The 17,241-nt window shown below is 65.7% G+C and carries 17 protein-coding genes, 2 pseudogenes and 1 riboswitch; of the genes and pseudogenes, 6 read left to right on the forward strand and 13 right to left on the reverse strand.

The window, feature by feature from the left end:
• Positions 1 to 275 (forward strand): annotated as a pseudogene (locus DAD99_RS12500) (IS3 family transposase); the annotation flags it as partial.
• Between the two features lie 275 nt (positions 276 to 550).
• On the opposite strand, the gene DAD99_RS12505 reads toward DAD99_RS12500, so the two are convergent.
• On the reverse strand, positions 551 to 2,215 hold the full coding sequence (locus DAD99_RS12505) for an alkaline phosphatase (protein WP_193341807.1): 1,665 nt from the start codon (positions 2,213 to 2,215) through the stop codon (positions 551 to 553).
• A 174-nt stretch (positions 2,216 to 2,389) separates the two neighbouring features.
• On the opposite strand from DAD99_RS12505, the gene DAD99_RS12510 reads away from it, so the two are divergent.
• On the forward strand, positions 2,390 to 2,806 hold the full coding sequence (locus DAD99_RS12510) for a hypothetical protein (RefSeq protein ID WP_193341808.1): 417 nt from the start codon (positions 2,390 to 2,392) through the stop codon (positions 2,804 to 2,806).
• A 456-nt stretch (positions 2,807 to 3,262) separates the two neighbouring features.
• On the opposite strand, the gene DAD99_RS12515 is transcribed toward DAD99_RS12510, so the two are convergent.
• Both DAD99_RS12515 and DAD99_RS12520 read right to left on the reverse strand, forming a co-directional pair.
• Positions 3,263 to 4,363: an LCP family protein gene (locus DAD99_RS12515; RefSeq protein WP_185261477.1), complete on the reverse strand. Its 1,101-nt coding sequence runs from the start codon at positions 4,361 to 4,363 to the stop codon at positions 3,263 to 3,265.
• A 109-nt stretch (positions 4,364 to 4,472) separates the two neighbouring features.
• Positions 4,473 to 5,114, reverse strand: a complete 642-nt coding sequence (locus DAD99_RS12520; RefSeq protein ID WP_185261476.1) for a low molecular weight phosphatase family protein — start codon at positions 5,112 to 5,114, stop codon at positions 4,473 to 4,475.
• Positions 5,115 to 5,295: 181 nt separating this feature from the next.
• Here DAD99_RS12520 and DAD99_RS12525 point away from each other — a divergent pair, with 181 nt between their 5' ends.
• On the forward strand, positions 5,296 to 5,994 hold the full coding sequence (locus DAD99_RS12525; RefSeq protein WP_227007979.1) for a hypothetical protein: 699 nt from the start codon (positions 5,296 to 5,298) through the stop codon (positions 5,992 to 5,994).
• A 204-nt stretch (positions 5,995 to 6,198) separates the two neighbouring features.
• On the opposite strand, the gene DAD99_RS12530 is transcribed toward DAD99_RS12525, so the two are convergent.
• Entirely contained in the window at positions 6,199 to 8,157 is a 1,959-nt protein-coding gene (locus DAD99_RS12530; protein WP_227007980.1) for a heavy metal translocating P-type ATPase, read from the reverse strand.
• 18 nt (positions 8,158 to 8,175) lie between these two features.
• Between DAD99_RS12530 and DAD99_RS21730 the strand changes: the two genes are divergently transcribed.
• The gene (locus DAD99_RS21730; RefSeq protein ID WP_227007981.1) at positions 8,176 to 8,385 is read left to right on the forward strand and encodes a hypothetical protein; all 210 of its coding nucleotides are present in this window, start codon (positions 8,176 to 8,178) and stop codon (positions 8,383 to 8,385) included.
• Positions 8,386 to 8,422: 37 nt separating this feature from the next.
• Here the strand turns inward: DAD99_RS21730 and DAD99_RS12535 are convergent, their stop codons facing one another.
• From DAD99_RS12535 to DAD99_RS12545, 3 genes are all read right to left on the reverse strand, one after another.
• Positions 8,423 to 8,737, reverse strand: coding sequence for a heavy-metal-associated domain-containing protein (locus tag DAD99_RS12535; protein ID WP_193341810.1), 315 nt, complete (start codon positions 8,735 to 8,737; stop codon positions 8,423 to 8,425).
• Positions 8,738 to 8,938: 201 nt separating this feature from the next.
• On the reverse strand, positions 8,939 to 9,298 hold the full coding sequence (locus tag DAD99_RS12540; protein WP_193341811.1) for a metalloregulator ArsR/SmtB family transcription factor: 360 nt from the start codon (positions 9,296 to 9,298) through the stop codon (positions 8,939 to 8,941).
• Between the two features lie 4 nt (positions 9,299 to 9,302).
• Positions 9,303 to 10,532, reverse strand: a complete 1,230-nt coding sequence (locus tag DAD99_RS12545; RefSeq protein ID WP_193341812.1) for an MFS transporter — start codon at positions 10,530 to 10,532, stop codon at positions 9,303 to 9,305.
• A 126-nt stretch (positions 10,533 to 10,658) separates the two neighbouring features.
• On the opposite strand from DAD99_RS12545, the gene DAD99_RS12550 reads away from it, so the two are divergent.
• Positions 10,659 to 10,898: a hypothetical protein gene (locus tag DAD99_RS12550; protein ID WP_193341813.1), complete on the forward strand. Its 240-nt coding sequence runs from the start codon at positions 10,659 to 10,661 to the stop codon at positions 10,896 to 10,898.
• On the opposite strand, the gene DAD99_RS22175 is transcribed toward DAD99_RS12550, so the two are convergent.
• The 6 genes from DAD99_RS22175 to DAD99_RS12580 all read right to left on the reverse strand — a co-directional run bounded on the left by DAD99_RS22175 (position 10,879) and on the right by DAD99_RS12580 (position 14,688).
• Entirely contained in the window at positions 10,879 to 11,037 is a 159-nt protein-coding gene (locus tag DAD99_RS22175) for an ATP-binding domain-containing protein (protein ID WP_227007982.1), read from the reverse strand. The two genes, DAD99_RS12550 and DAD99_RS22175, sit on opposite strands and share 20 nt — an antisense overlap.
• Positions 11,038 to 11,874: 837 nt before the next feature.
• Positions 11,875 to 12,096 (reverse strand): hypothetical protein, encoded by a 222-nt coding sequence (locus tag DAD99_RS12560; RefSeq protein ID WP_193341814.1) that lies wholly within the window; start codon positions 12,094 to 12,096, stop codon positions 11,875 to 11,877.
• Positions 12,097 to 12,207: 111 nt separating this feature from the next.
• Complete coding sequence (locus DAD99_RS12565) at positions 12,208 to 12,786, reverse strand: hypothetical protein (protein ID WP_193341815.1); 579 nt, start codon at positions 12,784 to 12,786, stop codon at positions 12,208 to 12,210.
• Positions 12,783 to 13,334 (reverse strand): RNA polymerase sigma factor, encoded by a 552-nt coding sequence (locus DAD99_RS12570; protein WP_193341816.1) that lies wholly within the window; start codon positions 13,332 to 13,334, stop codon positions 12,783 to 12,785. Before DAD99_RS12570 ends, DAD99_RS12565 begins: the two co-directional genes overlap by 4 nt.
• Positions 13,335 to 13,368: 34 nt before the next feature.
• Entirely contained in the window at positions 13,369 to 13,917 is a 549-nt protein-coding gene (locus DAD99_RS12575; protein WP_193341817.1) for a protein tyrosine phosphatase, read from the reverse strand.
• Positions 13,918 to 14,148: 231 nt separating this feature from the next.
• The gene (locus DAD99_RS12580; RefSeq protein WP_193341818.1) at positions 14,149 to 14,688 is read right to left on the reverse strand and encodes a hypothetical protein; all 540 of its coding nucleotides are present in this window, start codon (positions 14,686 to 14,688) and stop codon (positions 14,149 to 14,151) included.
• A gap of 473 nt (positions 14,689 to 15,161) precedes the next feature.
• A riboswitch (glycine riboswitch) is annotated at positions 15,162 to 15,259 on the forward strand.
• Between the two features lie 159 nt (positions 15,260 to 15,418).
• On the opposite strand from DAD99_RS12580, the pseudogene DAD99_RS12585 reads away from it, so the two are divergent.
• Positions 15,419 to 17,241, forward strand: a pseudogene (locus DAD99_RS12585) (glycine dehydrogenase); the annotation flags it as partial.

The raw sequence follows: 17,241 nt of genomic DNA on the forward strand, positions 1-17,241 counted from the left end.
TCTTTGACGATCTCGAGGCCGCGAGGGAGTACCTCACCGACTATGTGCACTGGTACAGCACCGATCACAAACACTCCGGCATCGCGCTGTTCTCACCCTCACAAGTCCACAACGGCTCTTGGAAAGAGCTCTGGGACAAGCGAGACCAAGTCCACCAGGACTACTACGAACGACACCCAGAAAGATTCCGCCAACGACCCACCACACCGGCCCCCGCCCAACACGTCGGGATCAACCTGCCCGAGACCAAAACACCCCAAAAACTAGCCCAGTGACTCCACACAGCTTGACAATTTTCGCGTCGCTGGAAAACCTGCATCAAGTGAGAGAGCGTTTGGACAAGCAGCTAAGTTACTCGCCGGAACCACTTGAACCGTCCTCCGCCCGGTGCTAGAACAGCATTACCGGGAGGATCCGGACGCGTCTCTTTTTCATCTGCCTCTAGAGGGCGATTAGCCGTTTGGGCACGCCACAGCGCCAGATAGCGCATCGGCAGTCTGCGGGTGACCCTCCCGATACGGTGGCCCCCGGCATCGCCGGGGGCCATCCCTCACCGTTCTGGGGTGAGAACTCTGGAAAACACTACAGCGCCGTTGGCGTTCCGCAGGCTTGCGGTGAAGCTGTCATCCTCGCCCAGCTGGACGTGGCCGAAGAACTGGTTCTCGCCGTCGCGCGGTGATTCGCCAGGGAACCGTCCGGCCTTGGCGAATACCACCTCGGGTCCGAACGTCCCGTCCATCGGGTTGGGCCCGAAGGATCCGGCTGCGATGGGGCCGGCCACGAACTCCCAAAACGGGTCGAAGTCCGTGAAGGCTGCGCGCTCGGGGGAGTAATGGTGGGCGGCGCAGTAGTGGACGTCGGCCGTCAGCCACACCACGTTCTTCACCCGGTTCCGCTTGAACGCGCTCAGCACCCCGGCGATTTCGAGCTCGCGGCCCAGCGGCGCACCGGGGTCGCGGTTGGCCAGGCTTTCCTGGTTCACGGCACCGTCCGGGACGATGATGCCCAGGGGCAGGTCCGCGGCGATCACCTTCCAGGTCGCCTTGGACTTGGAAACTTCGCGGATCAGCCAGTCCACCTGCTCCTGGCCAAGGATGGAGGTGGCGTGGGCCTCCTTGCCGTCCGTGTTGGGCGACTTGAAGGTGCGCATGTCCAGGCAAAACACGTCCAGCTGCGGACCGCGGGGGATCTTCCGGTAGATGCGGGCCGGCTGGTAGTGCCCGCCGTCGTCGAACGTTCCCGGGCGCCACAGGGCCGAACTGTCAGCGATGGGCATGTTCTCCTGCCATGCCTGCCGGCCACGCGCTGCGAGGGTGTTGACGTCGCGCACGGTGTAGCGGGGGTCGTCGATGATTTCGCCCGGGTACCAGTTGTTGGTGGTTTCGTGGTCGTCCCAGTTGGCGATCACGGGGACGTCGGCGAACATGGCGCGCATGTTGGCGTCCAGGGAGTTGTAGCGGTGCCGGCCGCGGAACTCGGTGAGCGTTTCGGCCACCTTGGAGACCTCCTCCGTGACAAGGTTGCGCCACACCTGCCCGTCCCGCTCCACCACGGTTTCGGCGATGGGGCCGTCGGCGTAGACGGTGTCGCCGGAGTGGATGAAGAAGTCGGGCCGGGTGTTGTGCATGGCCCGGTAGCCGCGCATGCCGCCGATCTCCTCGTTGATGCCCCAACCTTGGCCGGCGGTGTCGCCGGTCCAGACAAAGCTTTGGGCGGACGACGGCGTGGTGTCGCCGCCGGTGCGTCCCTCCCCATGGAAGGTCCCGGCGTCGGGTGCCGTGCGGAAGGTTCCTTTGACGGTCTCGCCGGCCGCGCCGCCGTCGTCCTCGAAGCTGATCTCCAGCGCGAAGCGGGTGTTGGATGGCAGGTTGCCGGCATGGATTTTGGCCGTGAAGTCGGAGGCCTGGGTGGCCCGGGGACCGCGGAGGGTGCGTTCGAAGGCTCCGCGGCCGCGCAGGATTTCGCCGCCGGCTCCCACCGCGCGGAGGGTGGCGGTCATCCGGCCCGCGGCGGAGGAGCGGGACCAGACCACGGCGGAATCGGAAGTGACGTCACCGGTGGCGATGCCGCTGGGCAGGGTAAGGCGGTTCCGGACCAGCGGGATCCCGGTCCGGCCGGCCGGGAAGCTGCTGGCGTTCGCGGCGGCGGGCGCGGCCGCCAGCGCTGCTGCGAGGACGGAACCTTTGACGATGGTGCGGCGTGAGATATCAGTCATGACCCCACCCTGCCGGGGGCGAATACACAGCCCGTTTCCCCCGGATGAACGCCGAGCGTGGCGCGGGTTAACTCATGCTGGTGTGGCTTGCCGCAGGACCCTGGCCAGGACCTTGACAATGCGTCATTATCGCGGGGTAATTGGAAGCATTCTCAGTAATTTTTGGGGGCGACGATGCGAAACCTAATACCGAAAGGCATCCTCCGGAAGATGCTCCTGCCGCCCACGTACGGCCTGCACCTGACACCCGGCGCTGAGTTCACGGTACTCTCCGTCGAAGTCTGGAGCACGTGCCTGGTGGTCAACATCCACGTGGAATCCGCTGCTGGGAGAGCCGCCCCTGAGATTGCCATCGAGGATCATTGGGGTACCCCATACACGCTCCGGGATTCAGCCAGTGTGGGCACCCGGAACCTGCAGGTTTTCACTCCGTCCCTGCCGCCCGGCACCCGGAGCCTGACCATCAGGTCCACGGACGATGACGCCGACCCGCGCCTCGTGGTGACCTTCGCCGTCCCGTTGATGCGGGAAGCCGGCGAAGCAGCGAAAGCGCCGGTTTCCCGCCCGGTCCGACTGCGCCGTCCGGCCTAGAAGCAGGTCGGACTAGAACGCACTCACAGCCGGAGTGAGAGAGCGTTCGGGAAATTTCTGCAGGATGTGAGAGAGCGTTGATGGCGGGCGGGAGTATCCTGATCACGCAAAGGCGCACGCGCCCAGAGTGAGAGGGGAAGTTCCATGACCATCCCGCCAGTGCACGAACCAGAGCCGTTCCCGCCCGAACCAGGCCCGGACCCCTTCAATCCGGAGCCCACCCATCCCGGCCACCCGGGGCCGGAGAGGCCGAGCCCCATCCCGACGCCGGAACCTCCCGGCCCGCTGCCCGTTCCGGACCCGGGGCCAGCACCGTTGCGCCCGGACCCCACCCGGAGCTAAGTCACCAATGGAACGGCCCCGGCAGCGGCATAGCCAGGGCCGTTCCGCTGCACGCCCCCTGGGGCCGCGCTCAAGTCCAGGCGCTCAGCGCCCGCTGTACAGCAAGCCTGCGTACTATCCGCCGGCGTACTCGGGCAGCCGGCCTTCGCGCATGGCGGCGGACATCTGGGCGATCCCGTTGTAGTCAGGGAACACCACCGAGGCTCCGCCGGCGGCTATGCCCGTGCCGGCGGTGGGCAGCGTCATGGAGACGAAGCTGTTCGGGTCGATGCCGCGCATCGCGTAGGCCAGGACGGCCACGCCCACGGGGTCAAAGCCCTGGTCCACGGTGAGGTAGCTCCCGGCGAAATTCACCAGGGCCCGCACGGCGGTCACATCGTGCAGGGCGCCGTCACTGGTCAGCCGCGCGAGGATGGCGCGGAGGAACGTCTGTTGGTTCCGGACCCGCTGGAAGTCGCCGTCGAGGAACGCGTAGCGCTCGCGGACGAACTCCAGTGCCGCCTGGCCGTCGAGGTGGTTCACCCCCGCCGGGAAGACGTGCTGGGTTTCGTGCGTGGACTGGAACGGCACTGTGACGTTCACGTCGATTCCGCCCAGCCCATCCGTGAGCGTCTTGAACCCGTTGAAGTCCAGCATGACAGTGTGGTCTATGGGAGTGCCCATCAGTTGGCTCACGGTCTGTGCCGCCAGCGGGGTGCCGCCCACCGAAAGACTGTCGTTGATCTTGGAGGCGCCGTAGCCCGGGATGTTCACGTAGAGGTCACGCATTATGGAGACCACGTGCACGCTCCGCCGGTCTGCGGGGACGTGGACCAGCATCATGGAGTCCGCCCGCTGGTCCTGGTACTCGCCAGTGGACTGGGTGATGGCCGCCTGCTCCCGGGCGTTGGCGCGGCTGTCGCTGCCGATCACCAGGATGTTCATGGGCGCTGCCGGGAGCTCCGCGATGGGTTCGGGCGGCGGGGGAAGGGCCGGCGCCGGCGGCGGCGTCTCTGAAGGAGTGGGGGTGGCGGAGTCAGCGATGATGGGCGCCGGGGCCGCAACATCCGCGGCTGGCCGGGTGAATACCAGGGCGGACACGACGACGACGGCCACCAGCACGAGCGACAGCACCGCCGCGATCACGCGCCGCCGTTTCAGCGCGGCAGGCGCGGCAGCTTCGGGGCCGGACGGGGTCGGGCCGATCGGATCAGAACCGCTTGGGGTGCTTACCATGACTTAGTGTCCGCCCTCGTGCCCGGTTACGGCTATAACGCGGAGCGTGTCGTTTCCGTGCTGTGATGTACGACGGCGGCGCGCCGGGTTCGGTGGAAAGCGCGCTTGCTCAGGCGGGAACGTTTAGGCGGGCGTGCCGCAGGACGGAAACGATGGCGGGGGCCAGCTCGTCCTCCATCTGGCGGTAGACCTCGGGGCTGCGCCGGTAGGGGTCAATGATGTCGTTCTCCGAGGAATCCGCTGGCAGCGACAGGTGCCGGACGGACGCGGCCCGCGCGGGCAGCCCCCGCCAGAAGGCGGTGTTGGCACTGAGGGGAGTGCCGCCGTCGGCAGTTACCGGAACGATTGCGGCACTGTCCGCACGCTCGTCCAGGACGTCGAGCATCCGGGCGAACTCGCGGATGGTGAAGGTGCGCTTGAGCAGGGAGGCGTCCAGCTGGAGCACTTCACCGCGGTGGCCGGAGGTCATGGTGAGCACCAGGTCCACGCCGCGCAGGATCTTGCTGGTCAGCTGCCGCGAGACGAAACCGTCCGGGTTTCCGCCAAAGGTGCGCACGATGTCACCGGACAACGGCTGCATGGGGTCGCCCACCATGGCACGGGTTCCTGCGCTGGTGACCTCAAACCCGCCCGGCATCACCTGGTCCAGACCGGCCTGCAGCAGCCGTTCGGCCACGGGGGAGCGGCAGATGTTTCCGGTACAGACCGTCAGGATCCTCACGGGTGCGGGGGCAGATGCGGGGGATTCCACGGAACTTCTCTTTTCCAGCCGATGCGCGAGGGCCGGTGCGGCCCGTCGTGGCTCTCAACTTAACATGTGCGGGCAGGGTGTGCGCAGTGGCTTCAAGCGGTGACCCATCCGTAACGCCCTGTGTTACGAATCACACATGACCGCGGGACTTCCCCTGCGATCGTTGACCAAGGAGTAAATCGTGAAGCGGAATACAAAATTGGTATTGGGTGGTACCGGTGTGGCAATGCTGGCTGCTGTGTCGTTGGGTGCCGGGCCAGTCATGGCCCAGAACGCCAAAGCGGCGGAGAAAACCGTGACGCTGACAGCCACCCTCATGCAGCTCAACGGCTCAGGCGCTTCGGGCACCGCCACCGCGGTTGTCCGCAACCAGAAAATCCAGCACATCGAGGTTCACGCTACTGGCTTGACCCCCGACGCCCCGCACGCCCAGCACATCCACTACGGCAACCAGGCCCTGAACGAGTGCCCCACACTGGCGCAGGACAGCAACGGTGACGGACGCATTAACACACTGGAGGGTGTTCCGGCCTACGGCCCCGTTGTGGTGTCGCTGAACACCACCGGCGATACAACCCCCGCCAGCTTCCTGGACGTTTCCCGGTTCCCCGTCTCGCATGGTGGCAGCTATGACTACAGCCGGGACAATATCGAGTTCACGGACGTGGCCGGTACCGGCTACCCGGGAGCCGGCGGACTTGGCACCGCGAAGCAGATCGCGGACTCCATCCGCGATGGCGAGGGTGTCCTGGTGATCCACGGGCTGGATTACGACGGCAACGGAACCTACAATTTCAGCGATCCTGAAGGTGCCAGCGAGCTTAACCCGAACCTCCCGGCCGAGGCTACCGACCCTGCGGCCTGCGGCGTTCTGCGCTAAGCACGCGTTTTGCTCTTCTGCTCCAGTAAGGCTGAAGCCCCAGTGCCTTGCTGGGCCGGGAGAGGGCAATGAAGATGTCTTCGAAGGGCCGGTCCGCCGAGTGCGGACCGGCCCTTCCTGCTCCCGGACGTTCGGCGCCGGGACGGTCCGGGCTTGTTCAACCTCAGGCCGGCCGCGCGGCAGCACTGTGGTGGTTTCTCTCGTTCAGCGCACCTGGGCGGGGTTGAGTTTCACGCGGCGCAGCAGCTGGGCGTTCAACGCCACCACGATCGTGGACACGGACATCAGCACGGCGCCGGCCGCGGGGGACAGTACCACCCCTGCGAAGGCAAGCACGCCCGCGGCCAGCGGAACGGACACCACGTTATAGCTGGTTGCCCAGATGAGGTTCTGCCACATCTTCCGGTAACTGGCGCGGGACAGGTCAACCATGGACAGCACCGCGCGGGGGTCATTGCCGGCCAGGACCACGCCGGCCGATTCCATCGCCACGTCCGTGCCCGCGCCGATCGCGATGCCTACTTCAGCCCTGGCCAGGGCCGGGGAATCGTTGACGCCGTCGCCTACCATTGCCACCTTCAGCCCGCGGGCCTGGAGTTCGGCGACTTTCTTGTCCTTGTCCGCTGGAAGGACTTCGGCGAAGACTTCGTCAATGTGCAGCTCGTCGGCCACGGCCTGGGCCACCTGCCGGGCGTCGCCGGTGATCATGGCCACCTTGATGCCCCGGTTCTGCAGAGCCGCCACGGCCTGGCGGGATTCCGGGCGGACGGCGTCTTCGAGGCTGACGGCGCCCAGGACACTGTTCCCGTCGATCACGTGCAGCACGGCGGCGCCACGGTCCATCCAGGCCCGGGTGGAGCGAGCCAGCTCTTCAGGCTCGACGGCGCCGAGCTCGCGCAGGAGCGCCGGTCCACCGACGTGAACAGTGCGCCCGTCCACGCTGGCGCGGACGCCCCGCCCGGTGAGGGACGAGAAGCCGGTGGCTTCGGGAACAGCCAGGTTTCGCTGGCGCGCGGCACGGACGATCGCCCGCGCCACGGGGTGTTCACTGTCGGATTCCACAGCTGCGGCCAGCGCCAGCAGGCGGTCTTTATCCCCGCCCGCTACGGCGGCGACTTCCTTCAGGTCGGGCTCACCCTTCGTGAGAGTGCCGGTTTTGTCAAAGAGGACGACGTCGATGGTCCGCATGCGTTCGAGGGCCATCCGGTTCTTAATGAGGACCCCGGCCCGGGCGGCCTGTTCAGTGGAAATAGCGATGACCAGCGGGATGGCCAGGCCGAGGGCGTGGGGGCAGGCAATCACCAGGACGGTGACGGTGCGGGTGACCGCCTCCGGGACGCTGCCCAACAGGGCCCAGACGATGAACGTGATGACACCCGCGCCGGCGGCGAAGTAGAACAGGAAGGCCGCGGCACGGTCGGCCAGCGCCTGTGCCTTGGACGAGGATGCCTGCGCCTCGGCAACCAGGCGCTGGATGCCGGCCAGGGCGGTGTTTTCGCCGACGGCAGTCACCCTGACCCGGATAGTGTTGTCCGTCGCGACTGTGCCGGCCACCACCGCGTCACCCGGGGCGCGGGGAACGGTCTTGGACTCGCCGGTGATCATGGATTCGTCCACTTCCGCCTGGCCGTCGACGACGGTTCCGTCGGCAGGCAGCCGCGCGCCGGACCGCACCAGGACGATGTCGCCTTCACGGAGTTCGGAGACGGGTACGGTCTCCGTGCCGGCGTCGGTGATGCGGTCTGCTTCATCCGGGAGCAGGGCCGCGAGGGCGTCCAGGGCGCCCTGCGCGGAACCGAGGGCCCGCATTTCAATCCAGTGTCCCAGCAGCATGATCGCGACCAGAAGCGCCAGTTCCCACCAGAAGTCCAGATCGAATCCACCCAGGCCAAGGCTAGTGACCCAGGAGGCTGCGAACGCAACAGTGATGGCCATGGCGATCAGCAGCATCATCCCGGGGCTCCGGGTCTTCAGTTCCTGCAGGCCGCCCTTGAGGAACGGTTGGCCCCCGTAGAAGAAAATCACCGTTCCCAGCACGGCCGGGATCCAGGTTGAGCCGGGGAACACGGGCGGCATGTAGCCCAGGAGGTGGCCGACCATCGGGCTGAAGTACACCACGGGCACGGACAGGACCAGGGTGAGCCAGAACCTGTTCTTGAACATGGCGGTACTGTGCCCGGCGTGCTGCCCGTGGCTGTGGACCGTGTGGTCGTCGTCGTGAGCACCATGCGGCTGGCCGGCGTGGCCGGCGTGATCTGCGGGCGGGCTCGCTACCGCCGTCGCATGGCCCGGTACGGGCTTTGGGAGCTGGTGGGCGGAGTGGTCTTCTCCGTCGTGGTGATCGTGGTGGTTTTCCATTGTTGTCGTCCTGTTGAGAGGAGTGTTCCCTGACGGCGTCAGCAGAGCTGTCCTCAGGGTGGGAGTTGGACTACCTGCTGGTGAGGCTATACCCGGCGGCGGTGACGGCGTCCCGGACGGCTGCTTCCGTCTGGGGCCCGGAGACTCTCAGGCGGGAGGTCCCGCCGGCGACGAGTTCGACGGCGGCCGACGTCACGCCGTCGAGCGCGGAGACTGCCTTTTCAACGGTCTGGGCACAGTGACCGCACGTCAGGCCGGTGACGGAGTACTCCGTACCTTCCGGCTGGGGTGACAGCTGCTTCGCTGAAGGGGTGGAGCAGCAACTGCACCCTGCGGTTTCAGCTGCAACGAGGGGCAGTTCGGTCCGGACCTGGGGTGCACTCATATCAGTTCTGTCCTTTTGCAAGAGAGGTGTGATGAGGTGCTGGGGATGAACGGCTGTAAGGACCGGAATTTACACGGCCTGGACAAACCTCTTCATTGGCAACACCCTGAGAATACCCCCATGGGGTATATTTTGCAAGGTGTCGCTGCCCACAGTTCCGGGGGAGCGGGCTGCCGCGCGCTTGCCTTACCGCCAGGACAGTCAGCCGTGGCCGGGTTCCCCCGTGACGGCGTGATCGGCGTGGTTCAGGCCTTCCAGGACAAGCCGGGCCAGGTGGCCGTCCGCGATGCTGTAGACCACCCTGCGGCTGACCTTTTGTGTGCTGACGAGGCCGCTGAAGCGGAGCTTGGCCAGGTGCTGGCTGACTGAGGTCCGGGAGGCTCCGGTTCGTTCCACCAGGGTGGTGACATCGGCCGGTTCCTGTGTCAGGAGCCAGAGCAGGTGCAGGCGGGTGGGATCGGAGAGCATCCGGAACGTCGCCGTGGCGGCATCGAGCCGGCGGGCATCGGGAAGCCTGGGATGGTGAAGGCTCGGTGTATTGATGCGTTGGGCCTCTTCCACCGGATCACCCTTTCCTGCTGGCCGGTTCTGCGCCGGTCCTGGCGGCTGCCGGCCAGAATTTCAGGGCCGCTACTGTACTGATCATAGCCACCAGGGCCAGGACTGCTGCGGCCGCGGGCTGGCCGGCGGACGCGCCGATCCAGCCGGCTACGGGGTACGTGATGATGAAGCACGCGTGGGAAAGGGAGAACTGGGCGGTGAAGATACGGGTCCGTGTGCTTTCCGTTGCAGAGCGGCGCAGTAGACGGGCCGAAGGGGTGCTGATCATCGAGGTCCCGGCCCCCAGGGCAACCCAGAGCCCCAGCAGGATGTGCCATGGCCCGGCGGTGGCCAGCAGCACAAACGTGCCGGCGAGGCCAAGACCAAGAAGCGCAGCACCGGTCATCATCAGTGAACGGTCCGCTATTCGGTCCAGCGCCCTGGGTGTGCTGAGCGCTGCAGCCATCGAACCGGCGCCGAAACAGGCCAGGGCGATGGCGACGTCGGCGTTGGATCCTGCGAAAAGGTCCCGGGCATAGACCACGGTGTTGACCAGCACCAGGGCTGTAGCGGCCGCCACGGCCAGATTCAATGCGAGGAGGCCGCGCAGTTCCGGCGTCTTCGCGAAGATCCTTGCGCCGAGGGTGGTGCGGTGCCAGAGTGATCCTTCCTGCTTCACGGCGGTGGCCGTGGGCAGCTGCGTGGTCACTACCAGTGCCGCCGAGAACATAAAGCCTGCCACGGTGCCGAGGAAAAGTTCGTGGAACGTCATGACGGACAGGAGTGCGGCGGCCAGGGCCGGGCTGACCAGGGATTCCAGGTCATACGCAAGGCGGGAGAGCGACAGTGCCCGCGTGTACTGCCGTTCGTCGGGAAGCACCGCCGGGATCAGGGACTGGAAGGCGGGCGTGAACGTCGCCGAAGCACTCTGGAGCACAAAGACCAGCACATAGATCTGCCAGGCCTGATCCACAGCGGGCAGCATCAGGGCGATTCCGCCACGGATCAGGTCCGCGCCCACCAGCACGGCCTTTTTCGGCAGTTTTTCCACCAGTGCCGCCATGACGGGCGCGACGAAGACGTAGGCCAGCATCTTTATGGTCAACGCTGTCCCCAGTACGGCCCCGGCCTGCGCTCCGGCAAGATCGAACGCCAGCAGTCCGAGGGCCACCGTCAGCAAACCGGTCCCCAGCAACGCAACGATCTGGGCTGTGAAGAGCTTTCGAAAGGTGCGGATGGCCAGAACTTGGAGCATGAGGATCCCTCAATCAAAACAATATGTGCATACCTATGCACCTATTATAGGAGTGGCGCTGGAGATTTCGCATTGGGGGTCGCGCGGCGGCCGACGCAGCGCCTCGGCCATGCGCAGCGTCCGGGCGTGGCGGCCACCGGCTCACCACCCCGGCGGCAGCGGCCGCGCGCCAGGGCCAGTACGAAGCGATGGTCGCGAAGCTTTTCGAGACCCAGCGTTGCGGCCGAGGACGCCAAGGAACGGATCCGCCGGGACATCGCGGACGGGAAAACCCTCGGCGTCACCGGCACCGCGAGCGACGACGCCGCCAAGCAGCGCCGCCAGGTGACGGCGCCGGCGTGGGCGGTTATGTTTCCGGGCGTGTGAGGGTGACGAGCTGCCGGGTCGCCCGGGTCATCGCGAGGGAGCGGTCCACCGCTCCCTCGATGCCCGGGCCGAAGCCCTCAGGATCCACGAGGACCACCAGGTCGAACTGGAGCCCCTTGGCCAGTTCCGGGTCAGCCACTTGACGCGGGACATCGACCCGACCCGGTCGCGTCCCGCGTCAGGGGTGCCGATGACGCAGACGGTCCCTCGTCGTGCTCGGCGAGCCAGGTGTCCAGGACCGAGCCCAGCTCCGACGTGGTTCCGTGGATGCTTCTATATTCGTCAAGCCCTGGCAAACGGGCCGTTCTCCGTAACCTTCGCGCGTGGAACCACCCCCCCGATCCCTCTGAAATTTTCACTTATAGACTGATCCCATACTTTTATGTAGTCACGCCAAGGGGAAAAGTGCGACGCCTGGTTCTGATACTGTCACTGCTGTTTCTGCTTCCAGCCTGCGCTGGACCACAGCCAAGCGATTACGTGCGTACTATTTCTGCGGGTGACCGCTGGGGCGTCGGGGCGGAATATCCTGTTTTCGCAACTCCTGCTACCGGGACACCCTGCGAAGACGACCCCAGTGTGGAGATAGCAGTGGAGAGTGCGGACCTGCCGACCTCTCATCTGGGATTCCGACTCATCGCAGGAGCTTCAGAGGAAGACGCCCTCCGCGTTGCAGCATGCCTTGAAGAAGCTGTAAGCAGTGGGAAAATTTCGATAAGCTCTCCCGGACCCTAGGGCTATTCGGGCTCCTCCGTAATCAGGGCAAACGATGGGCCTTTTCGGAGCTGGCCCCTCAAGTGCCGGGGAGGAGGTCGTGCTGAGATCCTTGGAGGGTTCGGTAGATCTGCCGGGTGATGTATCGCTTCAGGCTACGAATAATTTCCTTCTTGGTGCGTCCTTGGCTCGTTCGCTTTGCAACGTAGTCCTTGGTGGCCTGATCGCGGTTCATTCTAATGAGAGCGACTGACCGGCTCGGCTACGGCCATGACCGCCATGCCCTGCTGAAGGTTTCGACCAGCTCCGTGTTCCACGCCTGCGGAGTGCCGGGGTAGGGAGTCGAACGCCTCGGCCTACTCCTCGGCGCTGAGCCGGATGTTGTGGCGTACGGCGTCTCGACGTCCAGCCCCTCGGCGGGCGGCCGCTCGTCGAACCTGACGGCCGGCTCGATCGCCTTCACCATGTCCGCGGACGATTTCAAAGAGCCGACCTCCTGCTCGGTCTCGATCGCTGCGGCGGCTCCCTCAGGAACGAGGTCCCGCAGTCCTGAGCCGGGTTGGCCGCCGGCAGCAGCTTGCTGCCCACGTTCAGGCTAACTGTGGGCCTTGAAGGACGGAGATGCGGGTGCAGGCTGGTTCCCTTGCTTCTGGGGGACGGCGGGTGCAGGCCCGTTCGCCGTTCCGTTGGCTGGCGGGATCACCGGCGATGACGCGGGGTTCGTGCCGGACCGCCCCGGGTCGCCTTGCGCAGGTGCTGGAAGATCGGGAACGCGGGCGGGCGTCTTCGTAGCACCGGGGCCGGGGGCGGGTGTTGGCTTTCCCGAGTAGCCGTGCGTGACCGCGTCGATCACGGTGGTGATGGCCTGTTGTGCATGTTCGCGGAATCCGGGATCGGCCGCGGCCACGGCCGCTGTGCCAATTCCCATGGACGCTGCAATGGCCACCGCCGTGAAGGAGGTTCGGCGGTGGTTGCGCCGGCGGCGGGCGTCCAGGCTGGCCGGTCCGGTGGCCATGAGTGCTTCGAGTTCAGCGGAAGGAACCACAGCGGGACTGGCCACAAAACAGCGCAGGTCCAGCAGTGCGGCTCTCAGGTCAGGGGCATCTTCGCTGCCGGTTTCCAAGAGTAGTTCATCGACGACCTGTTCGTCGCGAAGTGTGTGCCTGGTAATCATGAGGCCACCCTTGTCTCAACTTTGAGGAGCTTCCGTAGGCTGGCCAGGGCCCGGTGCTGGAGCTGCGTTATGGCACCTGGCGACTTCTGCATGATGGAGGCGACGTCGTTCACGGACAATTCAGCGATGATGCGCAGCCGGAGGACTTCCCGATGATCCTCGCTGAGGCCCTCAAGCATCGCCAGGGCGTTGGCTTCGGCGTCGCCGTCCAGGACCGTGTCCTCGGCCGATGCGCTCAGACGGTCGTCCCTGCCGGGATCGTATTCCATCGGGACGGGTGTTCTGCTGCGGCGGCGGTGGTGATCTACGAGGCGGGCGTGGGCGATGGAGAAGATCAGCACCCGGAGGCCTTTCGCTCCGCCGCTGACCGCCGTCAATCTGGGGTATACGGCCAGGAACACATCGTGGGTGACGCCCTCGGGATCGTCCACTCCGCCGGCCCGCAGATAGCCAGCGACTGCCGGTGAGAATGCCCGGTATACGGTGGAGAACAACGATGCGCAGTCCCCGTGGCCCGCTGCCACCAGGTCGTCAGTGATCGTATCCATCCCCCACCTCCCAGACATCCCCGTTCGGCCTGGCTTAGGGTTTCCCTGCCGTGGCAGGCTTGTGGGACAGTCCCTTGTCAGCCTGCGCCGGCGGCGTTCCCTTGCCCGGTGATAGGGATGTGCCCGAGTTAGCCGGTTTGTCCTCCCGATGGTCAGCCGCCTGGCCGGGCGCTGGCACGGATTTGCAGTACGCTGCGATACCCGCGCCGCCATTCGCTGCCGTCGCCAAGGACTCAAAGGCGGTTGAGGCCGGGTCCAGGCCGCCGTTGGTGAACGCCGTGCACAGTCCGAAGGCTGCCGGACCGGTAGCGTCCGGGCCCACAGGTGTTGCGTCCGGCCGCGGCGCCGGCGCAGCGGCGGCCTTCGATGCTTTCCCGTGCCGGGCTGCGGCGGGCGTATGCTCAGCGGCCGTGGAAGCGGCCGCCGGTGCTGGGGCGCCCGTGACCTCATGACTGGCCTGCTGGAGCGGCGCGGGAAGTGTCCCGGTGTAGGCTGCGGTGGCCGCGCCCCCGGCGGCGAGGGTTCCTCCGGCCAGAATCCCGGCCGCGATTTTGCTTGTCACCAATGCGGTAAAGAACGACATGAAGTCCTCCAATGTGAATTCCCTGAAAAATGCTGATGGACGTCAGGTCCATATTTAAGTAATCGCCCGACGTGCGGGAATATGACGCAGATTGCACGCTAAATCCGAAAGACTTGATCAAGGGACGTGAGGAACTCCCGCCGCGCGGCCGCCCAAAGTTCCTGAACGGGCGACGACGGGCGGGCAGCAGCGATGGTCCCGCCTCTGCCCTGCCCGTCGCACTGCCGGAACCTATCCGATGCTGTACCAGTTCGTCCCGTCGCGGGTGACCTGGAGGCCACCGCCGGATTCGGTCGTCACCGCGTTTCCGTCATAGACGAAGCCGCTGGGGTCAGCCGGGCAGGAACCTGGCGCGGGTCCGTCCGTGCCCAAGACAGGCGCGCCTTCATAGCCAGTGAGGTAGAAGCCTGTCACGGCTCCCTCCTTACCCTTGGAGTTCTCACGCGCAACCGTGGTGACGAGTCCTTGGGCGGTGCTGGTGGTGCTGCGCTGTTGAACAATCTCCCGTGTTTCATCGTTGCCCTGCACGACGATCTTCGTACAGGTCCACGTCGTCTCGCTAACAGAATTCACGCGGAAGTCCACGGCAAATGCGTTGTCCTGGAGCACCTTGTTATTCCAGGAAAAGACAAGCTGCACATCACCCTTGCCGACAAACCCCGTCCCCGTGGCCGGATCAAATATCACGGACGCCATTGCCGGAGCCGCCACCGCCATAAGGCCTGCCAATGCCGCCGACGCGCCGGCCACTCTAAGTGAAGTTGTTCTCATGTGAGCTCAATGCCCCTTCAGATTTTGTTCGGACCGGGGCGCGGATCGCAGCGTCCGGTAGCCGGAGTCTACGAACGTACGCCGACCGAAAGAACGAGTACCCAGTACTCGACTTATCGGAACCTGCCATGACTCCGGTTACCCGGTACTCGCCTCAGCCGGAGGCGCGACTCACCCGGATGGTACGACTGATCCCGAAACGACCGTGCGAACTCTGACGTGACACATGTGACCCACACGCCGCACAGCTACGGTTGGTTGTGGCCGGCACAAACGTCATTCGACGGCCGCCGCTGTCGCTTCTGGGCTCATCGCCACTGCCGGCCTCCACCTCTGGCAGCGCCACGCCAGCGTGAGCGTCCCCGGCGAAGCGGCCATCCAGGTGGCACTGGCATCCATCCTCCCCGCCTTGCAAGCGGCCCGGAATCGGGCTATCCTGTGAGACGTGTCACTGATGAAGTGGCACATGCTTTTGATCTGCGGCGGGAGAGTCCTGCCGGTACGTTCAGCAGGCGCCGTAGGAGCAAATCCTCTCCGGGAATCTCTCAGGCCCACGTACCGCCGCGGTTAGGCAACTCTGGAAAGTAGTCCGGTAACGGGCTCACCGACGGTGCAAGTGTCACCCTGTAAAGCGGGTAGGCGCGGAAACTCTCAGGTCCAATACAGAGCGGGGAGGAACCCGAATCAATGTGGCGTACCCAGCGCGCCACCTGAATTATGGAGTTCCTTCATGACCATCCAGTCGTCCCCCTCCACCTTTGCCGATCGGCATATTGGCGCCCGCCGCCAGGCCGATGTTGACACCATGCTCAAGGCCGTTGGCTATGACAGCGTTGACGGCCTTGTGGACGTTGCTGTCCCAGATTCCATCCGCCAGGCCAAGCCGCTGGCTCTCAAGGACGCCCTGAGTGAGGTTGAGGTCCTTGCTGAGCTGCGGAAGCTGGCTGCGAAGAATAAGACTGCTGTGCAGATGATCGGGCAGGGTTATTACGACACGGTGACGCCTGCGGTGATCCGCCGGAACATCCTCGAGGCCCCGGCCTGGTACACCGCGTACACCCCGTACCAGCCGGAGATTTCCCAGGGCCGGCTCGAGGCGCTCCTGAATTTTCAGACCATGGTCCAGGACCTCGTGGGGCTGCCCATCGCGAACGCGTCGCTGCTGGATGAAGCCACCGCGGTGGCTGAGGCAGTGCTGATGATGCGCCGGGCGAACAAGAACAAAGAAGCCCGCGACGGCAAGACCGTCCTGAACGCGGATTGCCTGCCGCAGACCATCGCCATCGTGAAGGGCCGCGCCGAAGCGCTCGGGTTTGAGGTGGAGGTCGCTGACCTGTCCAAGGGCCTGCCCGACGGTGTCATCAACGGCATCGTGCTGCAGCAGCCGGGTGTGTCCGGCCGGGTCTTCAACCACGCCGCCGTGATTGCCGCTGCGAAGGAGCGCGGCGCCCTGGTCACGGTCGCCGCTGACCTGTTGGCGTTGACGCTGATCACCCCTCCCGGGGAGCAGGGTGCGGATATTGCTGTCGGTTCGACCCAGCGTTTCGGGGTGCCGTTGTTCTTCGGCGGCCCGCACGCGGCGTATATGGCGGTGGCGAAGGGCCTGGAGCGGTCCATGCCCGGCCGCCTGGTGGGGGTGTCCAAGGACGACGCCGGTGTCCCGGCGTACCGTTTGGCGCTGCAGACCCGTGAGCAGCACATCCGCCGTGAGAAGGCCACGTCCAACATCTGTACCGCGCAGGCACTGCTGGCCATTGTCTCCTCCTTCTACGCCGTTTACCACGGCCCCGACGGCCTGAAAGCAATCGCCGAGCAGGTCCACCGCAACGCCCGCACCCTGGCCACCACGCTGAAGGTCGCCGGCCGCGAATTGGTTACCGAGACCTTCTTCGACACCGTCACCGTGCGCGTCCCGGGCAAGGCGGCCAAGGTCATCGCCGCTGCCGAGGCACGCGGCATCAACCTGCGCCACATCGACGAGGACACCATCGGCGTCAGCATTGATGAAACCACGACGACGGATGTCCTCTCCGCGATCGCCGTCGCCTTCGGTGCCGGTCCCGTGGTGGACGCGAAGGGTTTTGACCTGCCCGAATCGGTGCTCCGCACCTCCGAGTACCTGCTGCACCCGGTGTTCAACACGCACCGTTCCGAGACCCAGCTGCTGCGTTATATCCGCAGGCTGAGCGACCGGGACCTGGCCCTGGACCGGACCATGATCCCGTTGGGTTCGTGCACCATGAAGCTGAACGCGACGGCGGAGATGGAAGCCATTTCCTGGCCGGAGTTCGCCTCGATCCACCCGTTCGCCCCGGATTCCCAGACCGTGGGCTGGCGCGAACTGATCGGCGGGCTGGAGTCTGACCTCGCGGAAATCACCGGCTATGACCAGGTCTCGCTGCAGCCGAACGCCGGGTCCCAGGGTGAGCTTGCTGGCCTGCTGGCGATCCGCGGGTACCACCTGTCCCGGGGCGATGACCAGCGCACGGTCTGCCTGATTCCGGCTTCGGCGCACGGCACCAACGCCGCCTCGGCCGTCCTGGCCGGCATGAA

Source organism: Pseudarthrobacter sp. AB1 (assembly GCF_014926485.1).
GTDB lineage: Bacteria > Actinomycetota > Actinomycetes > Actinomycetales > Micrococcaceae > Arthrobacter.